This is a genomic window from Fischerella sp. JS2 (assembly GCF_032393985.1).
Lineage (GTDB): Bacteria > Cyanobacteriota > Cyanobacteriia > Cyanobacteriales > Nostocaceae > Fischerella.
Window position 1 is genome coordinate 6,530,588 of the sequence record NZ_CP135918.1, and the last position, 24,442, is coordinate 6,555,029.

Annotated in this window: 21 protein-coding genes and 2 pseudogenes; 16 read left to right on the top strand and 7 right to left on the bottom strand. The window is 42.0% G+C overall.

Annotated features, from left to right (window positions below):
* Nucleotides 1–122: 122 nt before the first annotated feature.
* The 3 genes from RS893_RS28025 (at nucleotide 123) to RS893_RS28035 (ending at nucleotide 2,103) form a co-directional block, all read left to right on the top strand.
* Nucleotides 123–323, top strand: a complete 201-nt coding sequence (locus RS893_RS28025) for a pyridoxine 5'-phosphate synthase (protein ID WP_315792122.1) — start codon at nucleotides 123–125, stop codon at nucleotides 321–323.
* Between the two features lie 65 nt (nucleotides 324–388).
* The gene (locus RS893_RS28030; protein WP_315792123.1) at nucleotides 389–1,417 is read left to right on the top strand and encodes a zinc-dependent alcohol dehydrogenase; all 1,029 of its coding nucleotides are present in this window, start codon (nucleotides 389–391) and stop codon (nucleotides 1,415–1,417) included.
* 74 nt (nucleotides 1,418–1,491) lie between these two features.
* A complete protein-coding gene (locus RS893_RS28035; RefSeq protein WP_315788853.1) occupies nucleotides 1,492–2,103 on the top strand; it encodes a hypothetical protein in 612 nt (203 codons plus the stop codon).
* A 150-nt stretch (nucleotides 2,104–2,253) separates the two neighbouring features.
* Here RS893_RS28035 and RS893_RS28040 read toward each other — a convergent pair whose 3' ends face one another.
* Complete coding sequence (locus RS893_RS28040) at nucleotides 2,254–2,601, bottom strand: Dethiobiotin synthetase (protein ID WP_102171328.1); 348 nt, start codon at nucleotides 2,599–2,601, stop codon at nucleotides 2,254–2,256.
* A 189-nt stretch (nucleotides 2,602–2,790) separates the two neighbouring features.
* On the bottom strand, nucleotides 2,791–3,000 hold the full coding sequence (locus RS893_RS28045) for a hypothetical protein (RefSeq protein WP_315788854.1): 210 nt from the start codon (nucleotides 2,998–3,000) through the stop codon (nucleotides 2,791–2,793).
* 359 nt (nucleotides 3,001–3,359) lie between these two features.
* On the opposite strand from RS893_RS28045, the gene RS893_RS28050 reads away from it, so the two are divergent.
* The 6 genes and pseudogenes from RS893_RS28050 (at nucleotide 3,360) to RS893_RS28075 (ending at nucleotide 7,648) form a co-directional block, all read left to right on the top strand.
* Complete coding sequence (locus tag RS893_RS28050) at nucleotides 3,360–3,752, top strand: Pepco domain-containing protein (RefSeq protein WP_315788855.1); 393 nt, start codon at nucleotides 3,360–3,362, stop codon at nucleotides 3,750–3,752.
* A gap of 88 nt (nucleotides 3,753–3,840) precedes the next feature.
* Entirely contained in the window at nucleotides 3,841–5,742 is a 1,902-nt protein-coding gene (locus RS893_RS28055) for an SUMF1/EgtB/PvdO family nonheme iron enzyme (protein WP_315788856.1), read from the top strand.
* 191 nt (nucleotides 5,743–5,933) lie between these two features.
* Nucleotides 5,934–6,275 carry a diversity-generating retroelement protein Avd gene (avd, locus tag RS893_RS28060; protein ID WP_315788857.1) on the top strand — a complete coding sequence of 114 codons (342 nt, stop codon included), beginning with the start codon at nucleotides 5,934–5,936 and terminating at the stop codon, nucleotides 6,273–6,275.
* A gap of 1 nt (nucleotide 6,276) precedes the next feature.
* Nucleotides 6,277–7,335: an RNA-directed DNA polymerase gene (locus tag RS893_RS28065; protein ID WP_315788859.1), complete on the top strand. Its 1,059-nt coding sequence runs from the start codon at nucleotides 6,277–6,279 to the stop codon at nucleotides 7,333–7,335.
* A gap of 24 nt (nucleotides 7,336–7,359) precedes the next feature.
* Nucleotides 7,360–7,407 (top strand): annotated as a pseudogene (locus RS893_RS30430) (hypothetical protein); the annotation flags it as partial.
* 64 nt (nucleotides 7,408–7,471) lie between these two features.
* Nucleotides 7,472–7,648, top strand: coding sequence for a hypothetical protein (locus tag RS893_RS28075; protein ID WP_235147965.1), 177 nt, complete (start codon nucleotides 7,472–7,474; stop codon nucleotides 7,646–7,648).
* 311 nt (nucleotides 7,649–7,959) lie between these two features.
* On the opposite strand, the gene RS893_RS28080 is transcribed toward RS893_RS28075, so the two are convergent.
* The 4 genes from RS893_RS28080 to RS893_RS28095 form a co-directional block, all read right to left on the bottom strand.
* Nucleotides 7,960–8,451, bottom strand: a complete 492-nt coding sequence (locus RS893_RS28080) for a GNAT family N-acetyltransferase (RefSeq protein WP_315788860.1) — start codon at nucleotides 8,449–8,451, stop codon at nucleotides 7,960–7,962.
* A gap of 149 nt (nucleotides 8,452–8,600) precedes the next feature.
* On the bottom strand, nucleotides 8,601–14,489 hold the full coding sequence (locus RS893_RS28085) for an ATP-binding sensor histidine kinase (protein ID WP_315788861.1): 5,889 nt from the start codon (nucleotides 14,487–14,489) through the stop codon (nucleotides 8,601–8,603).
* A 303-nt stretch (nucleotides 14,490–14,792) separates the two neighbouring features.
* Complete coding sequence (locus tag RS893_RS28090; RefSeq protein ID WP_315792124.1) at nucleotides 14,793–15,392, bottom strand: tRNA-(ms[2]io[6]A)-hydroxylase; 600 nt, start codon at nucleotides 15,390–15,392, stop codon at nucleotides 14,793–14,795.
* A gap of 344 nt (nucleotides 15,393–15,736) precedes the next feature.
* Nucleotides 15,737–16,213: an Hsp20/alpha crystallin family protein gene (locus RS893_RS28095; protein ID WP_315788862.1), complete on the bottom strand. Its 477-nt coding sequence runs from the start codon at nucleotides 16,211–16,213 to the stop codon at nucleotides 15,737–15,739.
* A gap of 440 nt (nucleotides 16,214–16,653) precedes the next feature.
* Here RS893_RS28095 and RS893_RS28100 point away from each other — a divergent pair, with 440 nt between their 5' ends.
* The 3 genes from RS893_RS28100 to RS893_RS28110 all read left to right on the top strand — a co-directional run bounded on the left by RS893_RS28100 (nucleotide 16,654) and on the right by RS893_RS28110 (nucleotide 20,658).
* On the top strand, nucleotides 16,654–17,538 hold the full coding sequence (locus tag RS893_RS28100) for an SMP-30/gluconolactonase/LRE family protein (protein ID WP_315788863.1): 885 nt from the start codon (nucleotides 16,654–16,656) through the stop codon (nucleotides 17,536–17,538).
* 502 nt (nucleotides 17,539–18,040) lie between these two features.
* Entirely contained in the window at nucleotides 18,041–18,985 is a 945-nt protein-coding gene (locus RS893_RS28105) for a YihY/virulence factor BrkB family protein (RefSeq protein WP_315788864.1), read from the top strand.
* 41 nt (nucleotides 18,986–19,026) lie between these two features.
* Complete coding sequence (locus tag RS893_RS28110; RefSeq protein WP_315788865.1) at nucleotides 19,027–20,658, top strand: MFS transporter; 1,632 nt, start codon at nucleotides 19,027–19,029, stop codon at nucleotides 20,656–20,658.
* A 192-nt stretch (nucleotides 20,659–20,850) separates the two neighbouring features.
* On the opposite strand, the pseudogene RS893_RS28115 reads toward RS893_RS28110, so the two are convergent.
* Nucleotides 20,851–20,895 (bottom strand): annotated as a pseudogene (locus RS893_RS28115) (hypothetical protein); the annotation flags it as partial.
* A 421-nt stretch (nucleotides 20,896–21,316) separates the two neighbouring features.
* On the opposite strand from RS893_RS28115, the gene RS893_RS28120 reads away from it, so the two are divergent.
* The 4 genes from RS893_RS28120 (at nucleotide 21,317) to RS893_RS28135 (ending at nucleotide 24,280) form a co-directional block, all read left to right on the top strand.
* Nucleotides 21,317–22,714, top strand: a complete 1,398-nt coding sequence (locus tag RS893_RS28120; protein WP_315788866.1) for an amidase — start codon at nucleotides 21,317–21,319, stop codon at nucleotides 22,712–22,714.
* Between the two features lie 255 nt (nucleotides 22,715–22,969).
* Nucleotides 22,970–23,278, top strand: coding sequence for a hypothetical protein (locus tag RS893_RS28125; RefSeq protein WP_315788867.1), 309 nt, complete (start codon nucleotides 22,970–22,972; stop codon nucleotides 23,276–23,278).
* 58 nt (nucleotides 23,279–23,336) lie between these two features.
* A complete protein-coding gene (locus RS893_RS28130) occupies nucleotides 23,337–23,714 on the top strand; it encodes a YtxH domain-containing protein (protein ID WP_315788868.1) in 378 nt (125 codons plus the stop codon).
* A 14-nt stretch (nucleotides 23,715–23,728) separates the two neighbouring features.
* Complete coding sequence (locus RS893_RS28135) at nucleotides 23,729–24,280, top strand: DUF948 domain-containing protein (protein ID WP_315788869.1); 552 nt, start codon at nucleotides 23,729–23,731, stop codon at nucleotides 24,278–24,280.
* Nucleotides 24,281–24,442: the final 162 nt, after the last annotated feature.

Sequence of the window (24,442 nt, forward strand, 5' to 3'; positions counted from 1 at the left end):
CTTAGGGGAGTGGGGTCCCCGAGTTCCCCAGAGGGGACCCCCCCATCCCCTCTCCTTGGCAAGGAGAGGGGTGCCAAAGGCGGGGTGAGGTTTTTCATTTTAAGTGATTAACCGAACTCGATATTACAGTTCATCCTCGTCCAGATGGGCGTCATATTCGCCCTGCGGATGTTTACGCCTTGGCAGAGATTGTAACAGTTGAGTTTAACATTGAAGGGAACCCGTTTCAAGTGCCATTTATGGAGATAGTTCGCCAAGTCAAGCCAACGCAATGCACCTTAGTCCCAGACACTCATAAAAAAATTAACCTTCCTCCAGCATAGCTACCTGCTTGTTTCTACCTCCTGTTGATAAAATTAGCTGGAGTTTAATTATTGGATCAAAATCTGTGCTGGCAGCCTTACTTTACGGTAAAGAAAATTTACGCTTAGAAACAGTTGCTGACCCTACTCCCAAAAAAGGAGAGGTGGTGATCCAAGTGGGAGCAGCGACAACCTGTGGTACAGATTTAAAAGTGTGGCGTCGCGGCGGTCATGCCAAGATGCTGAAACCTCCTACTCTCTTTGGTCATGAGGCTGCTGGGCAAATTGTGGCTATTGGTGAAGGTGTCACAGGTAGGCAAATTGGCGATCGCGTGGTTGCTAATAATTCGGCTCCATGCATGAATTGTTTTTTTTGTCAACGTCAAGAGTATTCTCTTTGCCCAAATTTGACGTGGAATAACGGTACTTTTGCAGAATATCTCAAAATTCCCGCGCCGATTGTAAAGCATAATTTATTGCCAATACCAGAAGATTTACCTTATGAATTGGCAGCAATCACAGAACCTTTAGCTTGCGTCCTACATGGGGTAGCCCGTTCCAACGTCAAACCTGGAGACCGGGTGGTAGTTTTGGGAGATGGGGCGATCGGGCTGATGTTTGTAGCTAAGTTGGCTCATGATTTAGCGGCGGAAGTAGTACTATTCGGCGGTAATAACGACAGGCTAGAAATTGGTGAAAAATTCGGTGCAGCCCAAACATTTAATTATCGACAGTTACCAGATATACCGAACGTAGTCAAAGAATTTACCGATGGCTGGGGTGCAGATGTGGTTATTGAAGCGACAGGTTTACCTAGCGTTTGGGAAACAGCGATCGCCTGCGCCCGTCCTGGTGCAACTGTGAATTTATTCGGTGGTTGTCCACGAGACACAACAATCACTGTCAACACAGAACAACTCCACTACAGCGAACTTACTCTCAAGGGAGTATTTCATAATACCCCTGAGTTTGTCAGGGCAGCGTTATTATTAATTGCTAGTCGCAGAATTCCTTTTGAGTTACTAATTAGCGAACAGCGTCCGTTACAAGATTTAGAAGCTGTGTTTTGTGATATGCGATCGCGTAAAGTGATTAAAGTCGCAATGATTCCGTAGAATTACTTATAAAGAAATCAAGGCAGCAGGGGAAAAATAAAATCACTCCTTTTAATAAAGGTTGGTATAAATACATGCTAAAAAACCCTCTGCTGAAAGTTTTGATACTGCCTTTTTCTCTCGTTCCCTATCTGTGTGGGGGAACATACTTTGCTGACCAAGCCAAGGCTTTACCAGGGCAAACGACAGAAGAAGTTGGTGCCTGGATTCAAGCACACCCTACCCTGCGTCCCAATAGTAACGAGAAATTTTTTATACAGAAAAGCGATACAGCAGCCCAGCGATTCACTTTTCAAGCATCGGTATTTGCTCCTGGAAAAGTGGAGTTTATCAAAGACCGGAGTCGCATTCGTAGTGAGAGGCTGAGCATGTATGATGCCATAAATGGCATGAGTTTTGATCGCTTAGAAGAATCATTGCGAGTAGTATATGGCTTGGATATTTACCAAGACTTTAAACGCGCTCTGGTAGTCTACGAATATCCTAGTCAAAGTACCGTTAACTCCGCTCGTTTTGCCAAAACTCCCATCCGGGAAGCTTTGCGGGGAGAACTACGTGTGGGCGATCGCTACGCCTACTGGGTAGAAATTGCCCAACCTAAGAATGGTAAGGCTTTTACAGGTCAAATGACTGTTTTACTTAAATCTGATTTGGATAAACTAGAAGCGCAGTTGAAAAGTAGATAGTAGTTAGTAGTTAGTAGTTAGTAGGTAATTGATAATGGGTAATGGGTAATTGGTAATGCGTAATTGTTATTAGTCATCAACCCCTAACCTTTAACCAACTAATGTAGAGACGCGAGGAACATCGCGTCTCTACCCACTAACCCCTAACCATTAATGTAAATTTTGCCAGTTACCAGAAAAGATACTTTCAGTAGCGATCGCTATTCTCAATAAATCTTCTTTCAGGAGAGGCGGCCAGTCAACCCCTGCTTTACGTCCTGCTGCAAACAGCATTTGAGTTTTAATGGTGAGTTGATATAAAGCGTAGGCGAGTTCTCGTTCAATAGTAGTGGCTTCTTTGAGACCTTCAAACACCACCTTCAACGCCAGTAAAGTTGAGGTAATCTGACCGGGAACTGGTGGTTTTCCCTGCTGCAAGCGGCTGAGTAACGCATCGGGGTTTTCTTCAGAGGCGATTGTTTGATCTATGAGAAATTTGCAAGCAGTTTCGTAGTTCATACCATTTGTGAGTCACCGCGTCAGTTTTAACTAGGGCTATTTAAACATTTTTTACTTCTAATACCAATTCTTAAAAGTAGAACTGACTAAGCAGGGTGAAATCGACAAACCCATCAGTGAGGTAATTCGTTTGGGTAGACAGGAATTGTTGATGCCTTAGGGTGAGCATAACCCACCCTGGATAAAGATTTAAATTCGTTTTGTGACTTTTCTTAGTGTTTGGGCGATCGCTTGAGCATGTTTGTCAATAAAGATTTCTTTTTCGCCGTTACTCCAAGTGATAAAGCAGGTATACTGAGAGCGATTTTGACTAGATAAATTGCGAAAATCAACTTGACGAATGTAAGCTAGATTTATTAATCCTTTGGTAAATGTTTGACAGAGAATAAGTTGTGGCATTATGGAAGTGTCCTAAATGTATGTTGATGGAAATGTCCTGAGTGTATGTTTAGGAACAGAAGGGGCGAGGGTACTTGGTCGTGCGATCGCCCTTCTCTACTATCATTAAGTCTCATTTAATGAGACGTATCAATAAATTATCTTAAAAAAATATTATACTTATACTTTGGGTAGTCTTATTACATGGGACACCAATCACTAATGTACAGACGCGATTAATCGTACAGACGCGATTAATCGTACAGACGCGATTAATCGTACAGACGCGATTAATTGTACAGACGCGATTAATTGTACAGACGCGATTAATTGTACAGACGCGATTAATCGCGTCTCTACCTATCAACAATCAACAAACTATGTCAACAGAAATTCCAACCCCAAAAACAATCTGGATTATTACTGAAGAAGTCGCTGAAACTGCTACTTCTGTGGAAACTACGACTACTGGTGCTAGAAGTAGTCGCGATCTTGGCGGAATACTTGGTGCAGAAGTTACGGAAACGACAGAAGTAAAGTTCACCAGGTACAAAGCTGTTGAAGTAGACCAACTCAAGCAGGAAATGTCAGGATTCTTACAGGCGATGCGAGAAATTCTTGAAGAAGCAGACTCGCCAAATTCTAAAATCCAACTTGAGGAGGTGGAGTTATCTGTAGAAATTAATGGCGAAGGAAAAATCAGCCTGTTTGGCGTTGGTGGAAAAGCGGGAGGTAAGGGTGCGATGACTTTCAAATTCAAACGGTGTTCGTAGTCAGCACTTTAGTGCTTGAATATTTGAGGATTAAAGTCCTCACTACAAACGCCGCAAAGTTAGTTTGGCGGACTATTAGTAATTAAATATGGGTAGGAATTGGGCGATCGTTGTCGGCATAAACAATTACAATAATCTTCAGCAACTCAAGTGTGCCAAGCGAGATGCTGAAGCAATGGTAACTTGGTTCCAAGATGAAGCCAGGTTTGATGCAGTTTTGCCGTTTACCGAAGATTCTCCCCCGATTTATCAAGTAGACATCTACAAAGCTAATCCGCCGATACCAACTCAGCCTACCTACGCTAATTTTCGCCGTTTTTTACGGGCAAACTTTGAAAAACCACTGTTGGAAACAGGAGATAATCTTTGGTTTTTCTTTGCTGGACATGGTTGTCGTGAAAATGATCGTGACTATCTCATGTTTTTGGATAGTGATCCAGGAGATGTAGAACATACGGCAATCCCAATTGATTATGTTACCCAAAGATTGCGCCGCAGTGGGGCTGATAATGTAGTCTTGTTTTTAGATGCTTGCCGTAATGAAGGAGGTAGAGGCGGTTTAGGAATTGGTAAAGAACATCCAGGAGTGATCACGTTTTATTCTTGCAGTCCTCAAGAGAAAGCCTACGAAATTGAAGCTTTAAATCAAGGATCATTCACTCATGTCTTGCTAGAAGCTTTGCGGATACAAGGAGAGGGTAATTGTGCTACTGTTGAGCGACTCTACCAACACTTGTGTTATTATGTTCCAGAACTAAATCGTCGCTACAATCAGCCCAGACAAACTCCATACACTGTCGCTGATCCTGCAACCAAGCTGCATTTAATTCTTTTACCCAGGCAAGCAACCCTAACCGATGTCACTATCCTCAAAAACGATGCATGGGAAGCTGAAGCGGAAGGAAACCTAGAACTAGCTGAACAATTATGGATTCGAGTGTTAGCAGTTTCGATCGCAGACCGACAGGCGATTAATGCGATTAAAAGAATTGCTTTACGTCAAGGACAACCGATTACACATCCAAACCCTGAAACTGTAATTTCATCAACTACTCAACCTGTCACTTCCTCAAGAGGAGACACACCAACCCCAAAAAATCAATTACCGATTTTTCAGTTTGAAATCATCACTGTTAACGACAGAGGTAAAGAAATTAGGCGAGACAAACGTCAAGCCGAATATTTCACTGAAAATCTTGGCAATGGTGTCACCTTAGAAATGGTTGCTATCCCTGGTGGAAGCTTTACTATGGGCGCACCAGAAAATGAAGAAGGAAGTACTGATGATGAACGTCCTCAACACCAAGTCACTGTTCAACCCTTCTTTATGGGTAAATATCCGATAACTCAGGCGCAGTGGCGAGTAGTCGCAGCATTACCCAGAGTAGAACTGGATTTGAAGTCAGAGCCTTCTTATTTTAAAGGTGATCATCTCCCGGTAGAATGCGTTAATTGGTATGATGCTGTCGAGTTCTGTGCTAGACTGGCGCGAAAAACAGGACGTGATTATCGCCTCCCCAGTGAAGCTGAGTGGGAGTATGCTTGTCGCGCAGGAACGACTACGCCATTTCATTTTGGTGAGACGATTACGACGGATTTAGCAAATTATCAAGGTACAGATAAAAAAGAATTCTATAAATATAAATGGTCAGGTTCTTATGGTCGAGGTCCTAAAGGGATCTATCGTGAAAAAACAACTCCTGTAGGTAGTTTTCCACCTAATGCCTTTGGACTTTACGATATGCACGGGAATGTCTGGGAGTGGTGTCAAGATACCGGGCATGAAAACTATCAAGGAGCGCCAACAGATGGCAGAGCTTGGCTAGGTAATAATGATAATGATAATCAAATCCGGCTGCTGCGCGGTGGTTCTTGGCTCTACTATCCTGAGAGTTGCCGTTCTGCCTATCGTTTCGGGAGCAACCCAGACGACGACAACTACATCGTCGGGTTTCGGGTGGTCTGTTTCGTTGCGCCGAGGACTAAATAGCCCTTGATACTTTTGCACTTTTACCCTTTACCCTTCTTTTTTTGCCCTTTCCAAGCGTAGCGGAGCGGAGCGATCTAAAATTTTTTTAAATTTGATAAAACTTAAATTATTCTTTTTTAATTCTACTTTAAAAGTGTGTAAAATACAATTTTTAGGATATAAAGTCTATTTTGCATTCTTATTAAAAATCAATGGAAGAATTATCAATTATTCAAAAAACCTACGATTTAATTAAATGGTACGTTCCAATCCTCAACAGTCTGCCCAATTCTCATAAATTTACTTTAGCAAACAGAATAATCAATGAATTGTACAATTTATTAGATGGTTTAATTATTGCCCGTTATGCGAAAGATAAATTAAATAAATTAGAATCGCTGAATAGTCAATTAGATATTTTACGTTATCAAACACGTCTGTTATTTGATTTTAAATTAATTCCAGTACATAGATACGAATATGCAGGAAAAATAATCAACGAAATTGGTCTGGAATTAGGTGGATGGATTAAACAGCAGAATAAGTTAAAGTGACATGAAACGCTACGGTAATCTTTATTCTCAAATTATTGATTTTGAAAATATTTTAGCAGCAGCCAGGAAAGCACAAAAAGGTAAGCGATTTCGAGAAAACGTGTTAGCTTTCAACTATAACTTAGAAGGTGAACTGACGAAATTACAACAAGAACTAATCTACAAAACATATCAACCTGGTACTTATAGAACTTTTTATATTAAAGAACCAAAAAGTCGCATGATTTCTGCTGCTCCTTATCGTGATAGAGTAGTGCATCATGCCTTATGTAATGTTATTGTTCCTCAAATTGAATCCACATTTATTTCTGATTCTTACGCTAATCGGTTAGGATTTGGTACTCATCGCGCTTTACATCGCTTTACTAAATTTGCTCGTAGCAGTCGCTATGTGCTTCAGTGTGATATTCAGAAATATTTTCCCAGCATCGACCACAAAATTTTGAAAAATCTCCTCCGTCGGAAAATTAAATGTCCGGATACTCTTTGGTTAATTGATACTATCATCGACAACAGCAATGAACAGTTAGCAGCAATTGAATATTTTGAGTCAGATTATTTATTAACACCAGTAGAAAGACGCCGGGGTTTGCCAATTGGGAATCTTACCAGTCAATTTTTTGCAAATGTCTATCTCAATAATTTTGACCATTTTGTTAAAGAACAACTCAAAGTAAAAAAATATCTTCGTTATGTCGATGACTTTGCTTTATTCTCAGATGACAGGGGATTTTTAAGTGAAGCACGATTAGCTATTGAAGAATATTTAGCCAAATTAAGACTAAAAATTCATCCAGTAAAAAGTCAATTATTTGAAACAAAGCACGGCGCTAATTTTGTTGGTTTTCGCATCTTGACAGACCGCATCCGAGTACGTACAGAAAACTTGCGAAGGGCAAAACGCAGATTGAGAAAAATGCACAATGACTACATTCACGGTAAGATTAGCCAAGAGAAAGTATCCCAATCAATTCAGAGTTGGTTTGCTCATTTAGAGCATGGTGATACTTGGCAGTTGTGTCAACAGATATTTGCTGCACTCGCTTGGACGAGGGAGTAAAGAAGGGACAGGCAACTCCGGCTGCTGCGCGGTGGTTCTTGGAACAACAATCCTGAAAATTGCCGTTCTGCCAATCGTAACAGGAACAACCCAGACAACGACAACAACAACATCGGGTTTCGGGTGGTCTGTTTCGTTGCGCCGAGCGCTCTTCTGTGCCAGAGTCGGCGTATGGGAATGCGTCGAGCGTGCCAAAGAAGAGTCCAGACCTGTTCCTGCGATGTCGGCGACGACATCCGAAAATCAAACTGGTTTGGGTAGCCTGGTAGGTGTCAAAGCTGAACGGTTGCCCAACCTATATCAAGTTTGTTAGTTGCTTATGATCAAAAACCTCACCCCGCCCTAGCGGGCACCCCTCTCCTTAGTAAAGAGAGGGGATAGGGGGGTCCCCTCTGGGGATAAGGGGCAGGGGGTGAGGTTATGATTTTGAGCTTTTCGAGTCAATTTGAATGAGGTTTTTCCGAGTTCTGTGTACATTGTAGCCTTACTAAGGAGAGGGGTGCCGAAGGCGGGGTGAGGTTAAAGGGGAACTATTAAAGTAATCATGCAAACTTGATATAAAATCCAAAGTTGCGCCTATGCGATCGCACCTCTTAAAATAATTAGCAGCCATTCCCTCCAGCATCAAAAATACTCGTTAACAAGTTTCACATAAACCCGATCGCACCGTGTTGTCTCTATACCTGTTGCAGCTTTGTAACCATTACTTTCATATAACTTAACTGCTTGAGCTAAAACGCTGGCGGTTTCAATCCAAATTTGCTGAAAACCACGACGGGCGATCGCACCTTCCAACTCTTGTAACAAATATTTCCCTAACCCTACACCCCTAACACTCGGCAAAAGATACATTTTCCTGATTTCTACAGCTTTTTCGCCCCTTTTTATGGGATAATATGCCCCCGTACCTACAACTTGATTTTGGTATTCAATTACCCAAAACTCCCCACCCGTAGCTAAATAACATTCTTCCACTTGCAACACATCCCGATCAGCACCATCTGGTTCCCAACCAAGACCATACTCTGCTAACACCCACCGAATAACTTCAGAAGCCGGAATGCGATCGCCTTCTTCCCAATCACGAATCAAAAAATCTTGATAATAACTATTCATTTATTTGTCATTAGTCATTAGTCAATTGTCACTTTTTATTCACCCCACCACCCCATCACCCCATCACCCCACCACCCCATCACCCCATCCCCCACCTCCCCATCACCCCATCACCCCACCACCCCATCACCCCATCCCCCACCACCCCATCACCCCATCCCCCCACCACCCCACCTCCCCATCACCCCATCCCCCACCTCCCCATCACCCCACCTCCCCTTCATCGGTAAAGAAATGACAAACTCCGTACCTTCTCCCAAAACAGAATTAACTGCAATTGTCCCGCTATGTTTCTCAACCACAATTTGTCGTGCGATCGCTAACCCTAATCCTGTTCCCTTACCAACCCCTTTGGTAGTAAATAAGTGGTCAAATATTCGGTTTTTCACATCTTCACTCATCCCTTTTCCATTATCAGCAATTGATATTTTTACGTTGTTATTTTCGACTGAGGTTTTAACTGTAATTCTGTGAGGATTTGCCTTCATTTCCTCCAAAGTACGCCCTATACTTGCTTCATCTAAAGCATCGATCGCATTTGCCAAAATATTCATAAATACCTGATTTAATTGTCCAGGAAAACACTCGATTTGAGGTAAGTTTGCGTACTCAGTGAAAACTTCAATTGCTGGACGTTTTTCATTAGCTTTAAGGCGATGTTTGAGAATTAAAATTGTACTATCGATACCTTCGTGGATATTAAATGCAACTTTATAATCTTTATCAGCACGGGAGAAAGTTCTTAAACTAGTGCTGATATTTTGCAACCTGTCGCACGCCATTACCATTGCATCTATCATCTTCGGCAAGTCTTCTAAGCTATAATCCAAGTCTATTTCTGCGGCATGTTCAAGAATTTCTTCGCTAGGATTGGGTAAAGTTACTTGATATAATTTCAGGTGTTCGGTAATATCAGCAACAATAGGTTTAGCTTGTCTAAGAGTAGCAAAAATAAAGCCGAGAGGATTATTCATTTCATGGGCTACCCCGGCTACTAAATTACCTAGTGCAGACATTTTTTCATTTTGAATAATTTGTAATTGGGCGTGTTGTAAATCTTGTAATGCTTTTTCTAATTCTTGGGATTTTTGTTTGACAGCAGCTTCTGCTTGTTTGCGTTCTGTGATATCTAATAACAAACCATCCCAAATAATTGTGCCATCAGTTTGTTTGACCGGACGAGATGCAGCATGAATCCATTTGACTTTACCGGAAGGGGTAATAATTCGTCCTTGATATTGCCAAGATTGCAAGGTTTGAGCAGAAATTGCTACAGACTCTTGATAATGGACAATGTCTTCTGGGTGAGTCAAGGAAAGTAATTTGTTAGCGTCTGCGACTATTTCCTCTGGTGAAACTTCGTAAATTCCATAGCATCCAGGGCTGATATAGTTAAATTTTGGCATACCTTCTGGAGAAAGTTGGAACTGGTAAATCATACCAGGAGCATTTTCTGCTAATCGTAAAAAGCGGGCTTCACTTGCTTGTAAATTAGTGTATAATTGAGCTTTTTCTAGAGATATAGCTGCTTGAGTGCAAAGTAAGTTAATGACACTGAGGCGATCGCTTGTAAATACTCCAGATGTCAGTTTATTTTCTAGATATAAAATACCTACTAAATGCCCTTGGTTAATAATTGGGGTACACAATACACTCTTGGGTTTATATTCGAGCATATATTGACCAATTAGCCCGGGAATATCTGTTTGACAATTATCTATAACAACAGTTTCTTGGGTATTTTTGACATAATTAATTATTCTTCTTGGTATATATTCACAAGTATCGGTTGATTCTGAAACCAGAATACTTTGGATTTCACCTTGTGGTTTGTTCTTGTGGCTAATAAAAGTAATTGCTCTTACTTGGCAAGTATTTTCTTGGAGGAGAATTAAGACAGTTTTTTTCGCACCAGAATTTTCTAAGATAATTCGCGTCAGGTTGATAATTAATTCTTCTAATTCGATGCTGCTGGAAATTGCTTGAGCGGCTTTGATCACACAAGTAAAATCTAGAATATCGGCAATACTACTACTAGCTGTAGTAGAAGTGTGAGTTGATCTAGAAGTGGAACTACGGGTAATAGTCGCAATCGTTTCAAAAGGATTGAGATTGAGTCGTCGTTGTTGCAGGATGGGTTTGAGAAGTTGGGGATAGCGTTGTTCTAAATCATTGGTCTTGGCTTTTGCTCCCCAACGTGCATAACAATAATACGCCTCCTGCATATATGCTTGGGCAACTTTTTCTTTGTTCCAGTCGAGGTAGAACTTGGCTGCGAGTTCATTGGCGATCGCTGCTTCTTGAACATAGCCATTAGCGATCGCTTCTTGGATAGCCATTTCGTAATAATCTGCGGCTTGTAGCTTATCCCCAGTTATACGCGCTTGTTCAGCCACAATTAAATTATATTTATGCTGGTAATTGACAGGCGCATGGTATGCCCATTCCTGCATTTTTGCCTGATTTTCGGCTACTTTCTGGAGATAAAGTTGTTGCTGTGCTTCATTTGCTTGATGACAAAGGGCTAACAAACTCAGAGATTGATAGAAATTGCGTAAAGGAATTATTAATAAGCCTGCTGCACCCTGTTCATACTGCTCAAATTTTTGAGAATATTCCCAAGCAGATTCGTATTCACCAAATAGATAAGCCAGTAGTGATTTGGCGAGATAGACATAACAAATACCATTAATATTATTAGTGGCAATCAAAGTCGGCAACATCTCTATTTCGTTAAAATTCTCGCCATTTAATTGACAGGGATTGACAGCTTCGCCTTGCAAATTTTTCACAGTCTGCCGCCAGATATTTCCCCAAATCAAAGATACTTCCTGTTTAATTTGCTGCATCAGGTCGCAATATTTATCTGCTTCTCGGGCAGCATTTTCTAGATTTTCTCCACTCCAAAACAGAAACTGACAATAGCAATTAGCACAATAGCCTACATATTCTAAATTTCCGGTTTCTAATCCACTTTGCAATCCATCTAAAAACAAAATTAATGTAGATTTAATGGCATCTTTCCAGTGTTTAATAAACAGACTATATGTTAGATAAACTCTACTTTTAAGTTCTTTAGTTTGAAATTTATCTAACAGTTGTACCGCCAGTCGCCCAAACTGATACCCATCTTCAATAGCACCAATACTACACAAGAACAATCCATAAAGACTATAAGCAATAGCTGCCTGGGGTGAATTACCATTTTGGATACAAATTCTGATCATGGTAAAAATCTTGAGTGGTAGCAACATAGGTTTAGCTATATAAACCGGGGCAAACAAACCCGATAAAATCCGAAGCGCCACCAAGTATTTTGGATTAGTTATTTCTGGCATATCTGCCAAGGCTGCGATCAATTGATTCATCAACAATTGTTGCAACTGCTGATGTTCAGCAAAAATCATTTGAGTGTTACTGTCTTCAGGCAAAGTCAAGTCTAGTAATTGCAGTGCTTCTTTACCTGTAGCGATCGCTTCAATAAATTTATTTTGTGCCGTATAAGATTGGATTTGAATCTCATAGGTACGAACTTTTTCCAAGGGAGATTTAGCATTTTTGAGGAGAATATCTACTAAAGATTTTGATGATTCAAAGTTTGTATTCAGATATTCTGCCTCAGCCGCAGATTCGTAAATAGCCAAAGTCAATTCATAGCTGCTTTGCCAAGAATTTGTTGGTAAAAGATCCATTGCTACTTTGAAATACTCCACCGCTGCGCCGTAAGCAGTCGAGTTTTTGGCTTTACAACCAGCTATCAGATTTAACCGAGAAAGATGTTCTTGTTCGTCAGCTTCCGCAATTAACTCCACTCCATAATTGAGTTGGTTAACGATCGCAAAAATTTCTTCCTCTTGCTGGTCTGTTGGTGTATTCTGTAACAACAATCGCCCAATTTTCAGGTGGGTTGACTGTTTTTGTACTTCTGGAATTAGTGAATAGGCAGCTTGTTGGACGCGATCGTGGAGAAACCGATAGGCAACATTTGCGATTTTTTCTGTATTTACACTTAGTTCATCATGAGTCAAATAAAATTTATATACCTCAGTTTGCGGCAGAATCAATCCTTCCTGTAACGCTTTCCACAAAGCCGCCGCCGTATCTGCTTCTGATTTTTCTGAAACAATCGCCAAGGTGGCTAAATCAAATTGATTGCCGATACAAGCCCCTAACTTGAGAACCTGTTGGGTTTGGCTAGGCAATTTTTGTAACTGCTGCGCCATAAATTCCACCACATCATCGGTGAGAGACACCGCATTAATTTGAGAAATATCACATTCCCAGCCTCCTGACTTGCTAAGGTGGTTAAACCTAATGTATCCATCTTCGTGTAAGGCTTTGAGAAACTGCGTTGTGAAAAAGGGATTACCTTTGGTTTTGCGATCAATTAATTCCGTCAGAGGTTGCGATCGCTGAGTTGAACAATGCAACGTATCAGCAACCAACTGATTCGTATCATCAAAAGTAAGGGGGGCGAGAGTAATTGTATTGACAGTCTTCCCAGCTTTCTTCAGTTCCTCCACCGTTAAGATGAATGGGTGTACTGGTGAAACTTCATTGTCACGATAAGCCCCCAACAACAGCAGATACCCCTTATCCCCCATCAGCAGTTTGATCAACTGAACAGAAGCCGAATCTGCCCACTGTAAGTCATCCAAAAACATCACTAGTGGATGTTCCACAGTCGTAAACACTTCAATGAACTTTTGGAACAGCAAATTAAAGCGATTCTGTGCCGCACTACCTGAAAGTTCGGGTGCGATCGGTTGTTTGCCAATCACCCACTCTAGTTCGGGAATGACTTCAATCAGAACTTGTCCATTGTCTCCCACAGCTGCCAAAATCTTAGTTTTCCAGGTTTGCAGTTGGATATCAGATTCCGACAGCAATTGTCCCATCAAATCCCGCAAAGCTTGCACAAAGGCAGAAAAAGGAATGTTGCGATTAAACTGATCAAACTTGCCTTTGATGAAATACCCTTGCTGACGGGTAATAGGCTTGTGGACTTCATTAACAACAGCCGTTTTACCAATACCCGAAAATCCCGCCACAAGCATCATTTCCGATGTGCCATCAGCGACGCGATCAAAAGCATCAAGTAACGTCTGCACTTCCACTTCCCGTCCATAAAGTTTTTCGGGGATGAGAAAGCGATCGCACAAATCCCGCTTAGCAATTTCAAAATATGTAATTTTGCCAGTATCTTTTAGTTGACGCAAACAAGTTTCTAAATCGTGCTGTAATCCCAAAGCACTCTGATATCTATCTTCGGCATTTTTCGCCATTAATTTGCTCACAATATCCCATAATACTTGGGGAATCTCTTCTTTGTTCCTCCGTGTCGGCATTTTCGCAATATGACAATGCACCAACTCCATCGGATCATCAGATATAAAAGGTAACTCTCCTGTTAATAACTCATAAAACGTCACACCAAGAGAATAAAAATCGCTGCGGTAGTCAATCCCTCGGTTCATTCTGCCAGTTTGTTCCGGGGAAATATAAGCGAGTGTTCCTTCTAAACCATTGGGACTTTTAATTTCTTGGGTTTCTTTAGGAAGTAATGAAGCGATACTAAAGTCGATCAGTTGAACTTGTTTTGTTTGAGGATGAATCAGGATGTTCGCAGGTTTAATGTCTTTGTGGATGACTAGGTTTTGGTGTAAATCGTGGAGAATATTAATTAATTGGATTGCTACTGCCAAAAATTCTTCCAGAGAGAGAATAGTATTTTTTATGTACTCTCGTAAAGAAATTCCCCCAGTATCCGCCATCACCAAAATATAACCATTACCATAGGCTTCCAATGATAAAGGATGAATGATACCGGGAATATCGAGATTTTTGCTAATAGTGTATTGATTGCGAAATTGCAGTAATTCGTTGAAACTAGGATATTCAGAGGCAAGAAGCTTAATAACCACAGCCAGAGAATCCTTTTCTCTCACCCCTCGGTATACCAAAGTTCTGGAACCAGTGTACAAATGTTCGCTAATTTCATATCCGGGGATAACAGAAGCATGATTTATAGTACTCATTTATACTTGCCTCGTGTTGCAGGTTTACTTTTGCCTCACGAAATTATTATTCCCATAAACTAAATGCGATAAACACAAATACACACCGATAATCCATCTGTGTTTATCGCCTTGCACGGTGTTCGCTTTCCCAAAAAAGATTGGATTATTGAGATGAGTTGCTGTCACGACAAAAATAAATGAATGTCGAACACAGATAAACACAAATACACACAGATAAATCATCGGTGTTCGTCATAACCATCAACCCTTTCAAGTCTTTACCAGCTAGAGTGATGTGATTGATATCAGTAATCATAACTCTTAACTATGAATTCTCGGTTCAGGATGTAAATTTACTAGCAATTCACTCTCAATAATTGCTAATTCATCTAATCTCTGTATGACAATTTCACGGTCAAAATAACTATCAGCCAACACCCAATATGTACCGAAGTGTCGTGCTTCTGATGCCATTAAACCATGATAGAATTTTGCTAATTTTGGCTCAGGGCAATGAGTAGCTAATAAACCCAAACGTTCGTGACTACGTGCTTCTATTAAACCACTGACCAACAAAGAATCTAAAAAGCGATCGGGTTCTTTAGGGCGGATTTGGGCTTTTAAACCTGCACCATAGGGAGGTGGTGTCAGGGGGCGCATAGGTATATTTCTATCTTCTAGCCATTGATTTACTTGCTCAAAATGTTCAAGTTCTTCGCGGGCAATTTTAGTTAGTTCCCGTACCATCTTGGCATTGGAAGGATAGCGAAACATCAAGTTCAACGCCACACCAGCAGCTTTGCGTTCACATTGAGCGTGGTCGAGGAGGATAATGTCTAAATTAGATATAGCCTGTTCTACCCAAGCAGAACTGGTGGATTGTTTGAGAATGTTAATTGTTGGTAAAGCAGAAGACAGCACAGTCAAAATTTAGAAATCTCTACTTTATTGTAAATTGACTGGGGAGATGGGGAACTCGGGGTCCCCTGGAGGGGATTAGGGGCTGTGGGGAGTGTGGGGAGTGTGAGGAGAATAACCAACCACTAACCACTAATGTACAGACGCGATGTTCCTGGCGTCTCTACCTACTAACTACTAACCACTAATGTACAGACGCGATGTTCCTGGCGTCTCTACCCACTAACTACTAATCATAAAAAAACCGCTTTCGCGGTCTAAAATTTAATTTCTAGAAAACGAAAGCGGTGAATTCATGTCACACAAACCAACCAATGAGGCAAACTTTTGAATTGAACAATTACTAATTAAGCAGCTTGAGGTTCTTCAGTTGGGGTTGTTGCAACTGGCTCAGTAGTGTTATCTGCTAAATTGATTTTGACTACTTGCTGACGCGCTTGTGCAACTTTAGGTAATGTCAAGGTCAATACACCGTTTTTGTACTCAGCTTGCACTTGGTCATTCTGAATTGCTATTGGCAGAGGAATCACTCTTTGGAATTTACCGTAACGGAACTCTGAACGGATATGACCTTTGTTTTCGTAACGGTGTTCACCAGTAATGGCAACTGCTTCTCTTGTTACCTGAATATCTAAGTCTTTTGCTTCCACACCAGGAATTTGAACCCGCAAAATTAGGTTATCATTCGTATTTTGGAGTTCAACTGCTGGTTTCCAAGTCATTTCTGGCTGACGCTTAACTTTCAACATATCATCAAAAATTCGATCCATTTGACGGTGTAAAGCATCAATTTCTTGGAAAGGTTGCCAACGAATAATAGCCATTTTTAATTTCCCCTGATCGCCCTTAATTCTTGACTTTTGATTCATACATCTATGATGGCGACTCTCTATTGAAGAGTTAGTGAGGTAAACCGGATGGTTTTGGGCGTGAATACCAGTCTTTGGGGAGAAGCAAGTTAGAGAATTAAGCCTCTAGTGCAAATTTTTCTTGGGCAAACTAGCTTGAAAAAGGGTGTGGGGTGTAGGGGTTTAGGGAGGACTGGAGCCGGAGGAAACCTCCGGCTAAGGAAGTCCGTGATGTAGGAGGAGTCAAATTTTCATTCTTTCGTTGTGGGCAATTGCCCGTGAATATCTTGCACTTAATTCCAAAGTGCAATGTCTCCACTACCTTATGCGTAGGATAATAATTCCAAATTCTTAGTTCCGGATTTATTTTATCAAAATAGGGCAAATCGACTCCCAGAGAACTTGGTAGCAACCTCATGAGCCAATCAGTTCAAAATGTACTTACTGCTCGTGCGCGCTTAGGCGAGTGTCCTGTGTGGGATAGTGATCGCCAGCAGCTTTTTTGGGTTGATATTTATAATCACCGAGTCCACCACTTTGAGCCTGCCACTGGGCAAGATCGCTACTTTGATACAGGCGATGTGGTGAGTGCGATCGCTCTAGCAGGCAATGATCGACTGCTAGTGGCGCTGCGCGATCGCCTTGCTTTTCTCAGCACCCCCACGGGCGAAATCACGACTTTATATCAAATTGAGTTTCCCCATCCCGATACTCGCTTCAATGATGGCAAATGCGATTCCCAAGGGCGCTTTTGGATCGGCTCCGTCAGCGAAGCACCAGGACAGGCAGCACTTTACCGCTATGATCCAGATGGTTCCCTACACGTTATGGAAACAGGGCTAACAATCTCTAACGGGTTAGGCTGGAGTCCCGATCAGTCAACGTTTTACTTAACTGACTCCGCTCAACATCAAATCTATGCCTATGACTTTGAGGCAGAAACGGGAACCATTACCAATCGCCGTATCCTAGTTGACCTTGGTAACGAAACTGTAGAACCGGATGGACTAGCGATCGACTGCCAAGGTAATCTCTGGTCTGCACTGTGGGATGGATGGTGCATTGCCTGCTTTAGCCCAGCAGGACAAGAAATCCTGCGGGTAAAAATGCCAGTGCAGCGCCCTACTTGTCTCGCCTTCGGGGGCAGCCACTTGAGTGACCTTTACATCACCTCTGCATCAGTTGGGCTGAGTCAGAAGGAGATTCAACAGGGGTTATACGCCGGAGATTTATTTTGCCTCTCAACCAACTTCTCCGGAATGCCTACTCAACAGTTTTTGGGTTTCTCAAGAATCCAGTGATAGCAGCATATAACCCTTCTCGTTTTGATGAAGTACGGCGTACATCCGTGTTCATCTGTGTACATCTGTGTTCGTTTTTTCGTTCATCTGTGTACCTGCTTAAACCAATGAGCGCGTCTACGTTTTACCTTGTACAGCACTCAACTACAAACGCTATAGATAAGGTGCGCTGGAGAAATTTTAATGTTAAAGAATCAAACAGAACTTTTTAATCTACTGTTAATTTGGTTTTTTCAATAGCTTATACCAGATTGGAAGAGATAGTATTTTGAAATGACAGAACCTTGCAATCAAGATTTTTAATCCAAAATCTAAAATCCAAAATTGGTATTAACTGTCTTATCTGCTCTTGCAACTAGCTATCTAAATATGGAAAACTCAAAAATTAGGTAGTGTAACCAATATGATTAGCGATCGCTTGCAGGCATCAAAAACCTATACTTAAAGCGCCGCAACCGTCCCGCCTGTTCATCCATGCGATCGACCCACTGCACCAATCCTTATGATTCGATATATTCGCTCTACCATCCTGCCTTCAAAACCAGCTCAGCTCCTCATTCAGACAGGGGTAAAGTGGGGTCAAGATAACTGTTCCGCTATGGCAGCCGCTCTTTCGTACTACGCTCTGTTCTCACTGTTTCCGATTCTATTAGTCATCCTCAGCGTTATTGGAGCGCTGATTGAACCGAATACTGAAGCGTTTCAATATATTAAAGAAGTGGTAGAGCGCTATCTACCTCCAGAAGTTCACGATTTGATTAAAGAAACTGTCACTACCCTCAACCAAAGTAGTGTTGGAGCCGGAATCGTTGGATTTAGCTTGCTCTTATTTTCAGCTAGTACAGTATTTGCCGTCCTAAGAAGTTCAGTCAATCAAATTTGGCGATCCAATAGTCCAAATTCTGAATCAGTATCAATTCGTCAGACTATGCTTTCTTTTATTTTTAACCAAATTTTGGCATTTTTATTAGTGCTTGGGACTGCTCTATTATTGCTGACTTCGTTAATCTCCAATATTACCATCAAGATTATCCTGAAACTGGTTGCAACCTTTCAAAATAGCTTTTCCTTCATCCAGGTTGACGAACTGCAATTAACCAAAGGACTGCAAACTAGTGCATCTTTTTTGATTCTGGCTCTAGCTGCCTGCATTTTGTTCAAGATTTTGCCCTCCGTTTATGTCGGTTGGCGGGATGTCTGGTTAGCTGCTCTGCTCACCACTTTGTTGCTAGTAGGATTGCAACAACTTGTTAGCAATAGTGTCATTAAGATCGGTAGCCATTTCCTCTCTTATGGCGTGATTGGCAGCGTCATGATTCTGTTGTTGTGGATTTATCTAACGTGCGAAATCTTCTTCGTTGGCTGCGAGTTTTCCTATATTTATGCACACCTTTTCGGGAGTCGCCGTCGCACAACTGTGAACCAGTTGCATAGACTCAATTCATGATTCTTTGTTTACTTCTGGTTGCAGCGATGCAGAGGCGATCTATGAATCAAGCGCGGACGCTTCAATTTGGCCGTCAAGGTTTTTGGGCAATCTGTCTTACCTTATTTATGGTTGCCTACAATGTCAGTGTTATGCCCGCCATCATGTCTTCGCTCGTACTTCAACTCAATTCCAGTGTTGGCTCCATTCAGAGCATTCTAGTCGTTTTTTCCCTTGTAACCGCTTCCTTTGCACCCACAACGGAGAATTTGTGTCGCTTTTACGGTCGAATTCGCGTATTTACTATCGGCTTGATTTTATATGCCATCGGCATTGCGCTCACTTCCCTGAGTCCTACGGTTGAAATGCTGGCGATCAGTTTTTCGCTGTTGACGGGTTTAGCTGCTACGCCCTTAATCAGTACTCCCTGGGCATTTGCAAACTTAATTGATGACGACAAAGCACAAGAGTGGGCAACCTTAGCGCTAATTTTAGCTTCAACGCTGGGTGGCTTATCTGGATCGCTGCTAGGGGGCTACCTTGCCTCCACTTTTGGTTGGCGTTGGGCATTTGCGCCTTCACTGAGTATCCTACTCTTGGTGTTGCTGTTGAGGCGATCGCTGCCAAATTTAACTATTCGCCCTACGCAACTGATCGACTGGGTAGGAGGTTTGCTCTCGTTTGTGGGGCTGGGTTCTATCTTTGTGGGCATGAGCTTGGCAGGAGAATTTGGTTGGTGGGAACCGAAGCGCATGTTTTCAATTGCAGGTTTGGTGATTCCACCGTTTTCACTCTCGATCGTCCCCGTATTAGTTGCCGTTGGGATGATTACTTTAGGGTTCTTTGGTTTCTGGCAACGACGGCAGGCAAACCGATGTGGAACTTCCTTACTGCGAGTCGGACTATTGCGTAAGCGAGTATTTGTACTGGGGGTTCTCACTGCGATGCTGCACACGATGATTGTAACGGGCGTGCAATTTAATCTGTATCAGTTTGTGCCTGTTGTACTGTCGCTGAATCCATTCAAAACGGCGCTCACAATCATACCTTATAACGTAACAATGGTAATCGTGTTAGTTGCGATTGTGAAGTATCTAGTTTTGGGCAACCGCATTGCACCTAAGTATATCGTCTGTAGCGGGATTTTTTTGGTTGCTGTCGGCATTGGCATACTTTACAGCAGCTTGCATCCCCAAGTTACCTCGCTGGAACTGATGCCGGGATTGATCATCATGGGTGTGGGTTCAGGATTATTTTTGTCCTATATTAGCGGACTCACTTACTCAGCTGCGTCGATGCATGAGAAACCAGAATGTTCTGGAATCTACAATCCGATTCAGAATTTGGGCAGTTCGTTAGGGAGAGGGATTCTCGGTACATCGCTCGTATTTTTTGCCTCTCAAAACATTGTTGATCGCATCTTACAAAATCTAGGCAAAACATTGCCACCAGTCCAGCGTAGTGAAGTTATTGCCGAATTACAACAGATGCTTCAGACTTTTTCTAGAGAAGAACTTAAAGTGGTATTTGCCAACAGAGTGCCACCATCAATTTATCCATTGCTGCGATCAATTAACCTGAATGCAGCAACTTCAGGGATCAAAACTTCACTGTTAATTGCCCTCGTCCTCATAGGAATTTGTTTTCTGCTTGCCACAACTTTACCTGAGCATCTTTCCAATCGTCGTTCTTGAATACTTCATTACCACAATCAAAGCGATCGCGTTCATGCTGCTTACCCAGCAATTCAATGGCTCTCACTGAAAAATTCCTTGTGCTTTTTCTAGGCTGCTTTTAACTTTGCATTCGGTACAGGAGGATTTTCAATCAGGCTAAATACCGCATCAGCATCTGTTTGTGACAAACAATCACTCGTTCATCTTCTATCACTTTTTTGCTTCTTTCAACGCCGCTTGAATCATAAACTGATTTAAAGTAGCACCCGATAATTCTGCTGCTCTTTTTAGAGTTTATTGAATACTCACAGGAATTCTGGCTGTGATGCGAACTGTATTTTCGTCAGTGTTAGACATCGAGGGAGCTACGCTAACGCCCCTGGGGGTCTACCAAGAAATTTATTTCTTGGCTAATAGCTCAAGTCTACTAAAGTCACAAAATCCTATTATTCAGTCATCTTGAGATGAATTTTGCTATCAGCCTAGAACTAAAGTTATAAGCGTACTGCACTAAGTGTCACACTTTTAACCCTGTAAATAGATTTGTGATCTAAGCTAAAAATTTATTTCTAAAACATGACATACATATTTTTTATGTAATTGTCATTAAATGTAGATAACAGGATGCATAATATACCTTTTTACCTAGACTCTAGCCCTTAGTTCCTTTTTGCTAATGAACTCAATAGACTTAGCCTTTACCCCAGCCCTTGAACAAGCACGATTGATCCGTCGTCGGGAAGTGTCGCCGTTAGAGTTGGTGCAGATATATTTAGAAAGAATTCAACGCCTCAATCCCGAACTGGGAAGTTATTTTACGGTAACGGCAGAACAAGCGATCGCTGATGCTCAAGCCAAGACAGAAATGTTGGCAAATAGCAATGAACTACCACCGTTTTTCGGTGTACCAATTTCGATTAAAGACCTTAACCCGGTGGCTGGTGTCCCTTGTACCTTTGGTAATCCAGCGTTAGTCAACAACATTCTTGATTTTGATGATGGTGTAGTAACGCGGATTAAGCAAGCCGGGTTTATTCTGCTTGGTAAAACTGCTACTTCCGAAATTGGTTCATTTCCTTACACAGAACCTACGGGTTTTCCACCAGCGAGAAATCCGTGGAATTTAGAGTATACTCCTGGTGGTTCTAGTGGTGGTGCAGCCGCCGCAGTTGCAGCTGGGTTGTGTGCGATCGCTCAAGGTTCTGATGGTGGTGGTTCAATTCGTGGCCCTGCGGCTTGTTGTGGCTTGGTGGGCATCAAGCCAGCTAGAGGACGAGTCACCCATGCACCTGTAGGCGATCGCCTCAGTGGAATTGCGACTAATGGCCCTATTGCCCGTACTGTGGCTGATGCAGCTGCTCTTTTAGATGTAATGTCTGGCTATGTCACTGGCGATCCTTATTGGTTAAGCGATCCTGAACCATCATTTTTGGTTGCCAGTAAAGAAAGAATTGGCAAACTACGTATTGCTTATGGTACAGCTATTTCACCGATTGGTACAGCAGACGCTAATTGTCAACAAGGCGTACTGCAAACAGTGAAATTACTAGAAGAACTCGGTCACACAGTCGAAGAAAAAAGCCCAGATTTTAGCGGTTTAGTAGAACCATTTCAAACTGTATGGCAAACGAGTGTAGCTACTTCCGGTCTTCCTCCTGAAGTTTTGCAGCCGATGAATCGTTGGTTACTAACACGCAATGGCTCTGCTGGCGAATACCTGCAAGCAGTTTATCAAATGCAGATGGTGTCGCGGCAAATTGTCGCTTTTTTTGATTCAGTGGATATACTAGTGCTACCAGTATATTTGCATTCACCTATTCGTGTGGGTGAATGGGCGCATCTCACCCCGGAAAAAACATTTCAAAAGATTGTGAATTGGGTTGCTCCTTGTCCACCAGCCAATGCTACTGGCCTACCTGCGATCGCAATTCCTGTTGGTTTTGACGCTAATGGCTTACCCATGAGTGTGCAGCTAGTTGGCAAACCTGCTGCCGAAGCCACTCTCATCAGTTTAGCCGCTCAAATCGAAACTGCAAAACCTTGGATTGAGCATCGTCCGGCATTTGCTACTTAAATCATAAAATACCTCGTTAAGAAATCCACTCCCAGAAGGGGTGGAGTAGTGATATTGCTAGAACCATTGCTCTACAGAGATTTTCGATGTAGGTTATACCATTTTGGATTTTAGATTTTGGATTGGGGAAAATCTGTAGTCAGGATTTAGAGAAATGATATTAAATGATGAATTGAAGCTCTGTCGCTATGATGAATTCAGAACCTAGTCAAGCCCAAAAAATTTTCTCAATGCTGGTGCTAGAAAAGGTAAGCAATGGTTAAAGTGGTTGTCGGAATCAACACGCTCATCTCGCTAATCCTACTATACGCCACTTGGCGAATATGGCGACTGCGGTTGAAACTAGCTAGGCTCACTAACTGGTTTATTCTCGCTGAGCGTTGTAGCCATATGTTATTTTCTCCAGCACCCCAGGCTCTTGACATCAGCCGACAGAATATTCATAACCTGCGGCAAACAAACCAAGCGCTAGAACTACAAATTCAACAATTGCAGCAAATTTATAGCATATTATCTGTTGGACAGAAATTTTGGCGTTGGTATTTTCCGAGAAAAGTTAAATAATTCAGGGCTTGCAAGGCGTGAAAAACCCATAAAATGGGTGTAAGGAGAGAAGAGAAAAATGTCTAATAACCGTTCTGGAGTATTTATTGGCGGTTTAATGCTAGGAGCAACCATCGGTGCTTTGACCGGTTTGCTTATGGCTCCGCGTACTGGACGCGAAACGCGTAAACTGTTGAAAAAATCTGCTGACGCACTGCCAGAATTAGCAGAAGATTTATCAACTAGTGTCCAAATTCAGGCTGATCGCCTATCTGCCAATGCACTGCGAAACTGGGATGAGACTTTAGAACGACTGCGGGAAGCGATCGCAGTCGGTATTGATGCTAGTCAACGGGAAAGCCAAGTAATGAAACAGAAAAATCAACCAGACACGCCAACTACGGCTAGCAGCACAGTGGCTGACTCAGATTCTCTTCCCAAGCATGTAGATAACTAATTAACGACATAATTGTGAGTGAACCGCTGTTTTGGCTGGGACTATCTATATTCCTGGTGGCCATCAGTCTAACTGCTGTTTTGGTGGTGGCTATACCAGCTTTGCAGGAGTTAGCACGTGCTGCTCGTAGTGCTGAAAAGTTATTTGATACCCTCTCGCGAGAGCTACCACCAACTCTGGATGCTATCCGTATGGCAGGCTTGGAAATCAATGAATTGACTGATGATGTGAGTGAAGGAGTTAAAAGTGCTTCTGGGGTTGTTAAACAAGTTGATCAAAGTTTGAACAGCGCTAAACAGCAGGCTCAAAATATTCAAATCAACACGCGTAGTGTATTTGTTGGCGTTAAAGCTGCATGGAAAAGTTTTACCCGCTCTAAACCTGCAAAAAGGACAAGCGATCGCTTATTGATGAATCAAAAAGGAACACTAAAATCAAGAGAAAGAGAATCACTCAGACAGTATAATCGCTCTACAAAATCAGAACTGTATCGAAATCAAGATAGCTACAAAGATACTGTTGACTGGGAAAGTGACGACACCCAGGATTGGCAAGAAGAAGAATAGAAGTATTGTCAATGGTCAATTGGTCAATGGTCATTTGTCAGTGGTTAGTAGTTAGTGGGTAGAGACGCGAGGAACATCGCGTCTGTACATTAGTGGTTAGTAGTTAGTGGTTGGTTATTCTCCTCACACTCCCCACACTCCCCACAGCCCCTAATCCCCTTC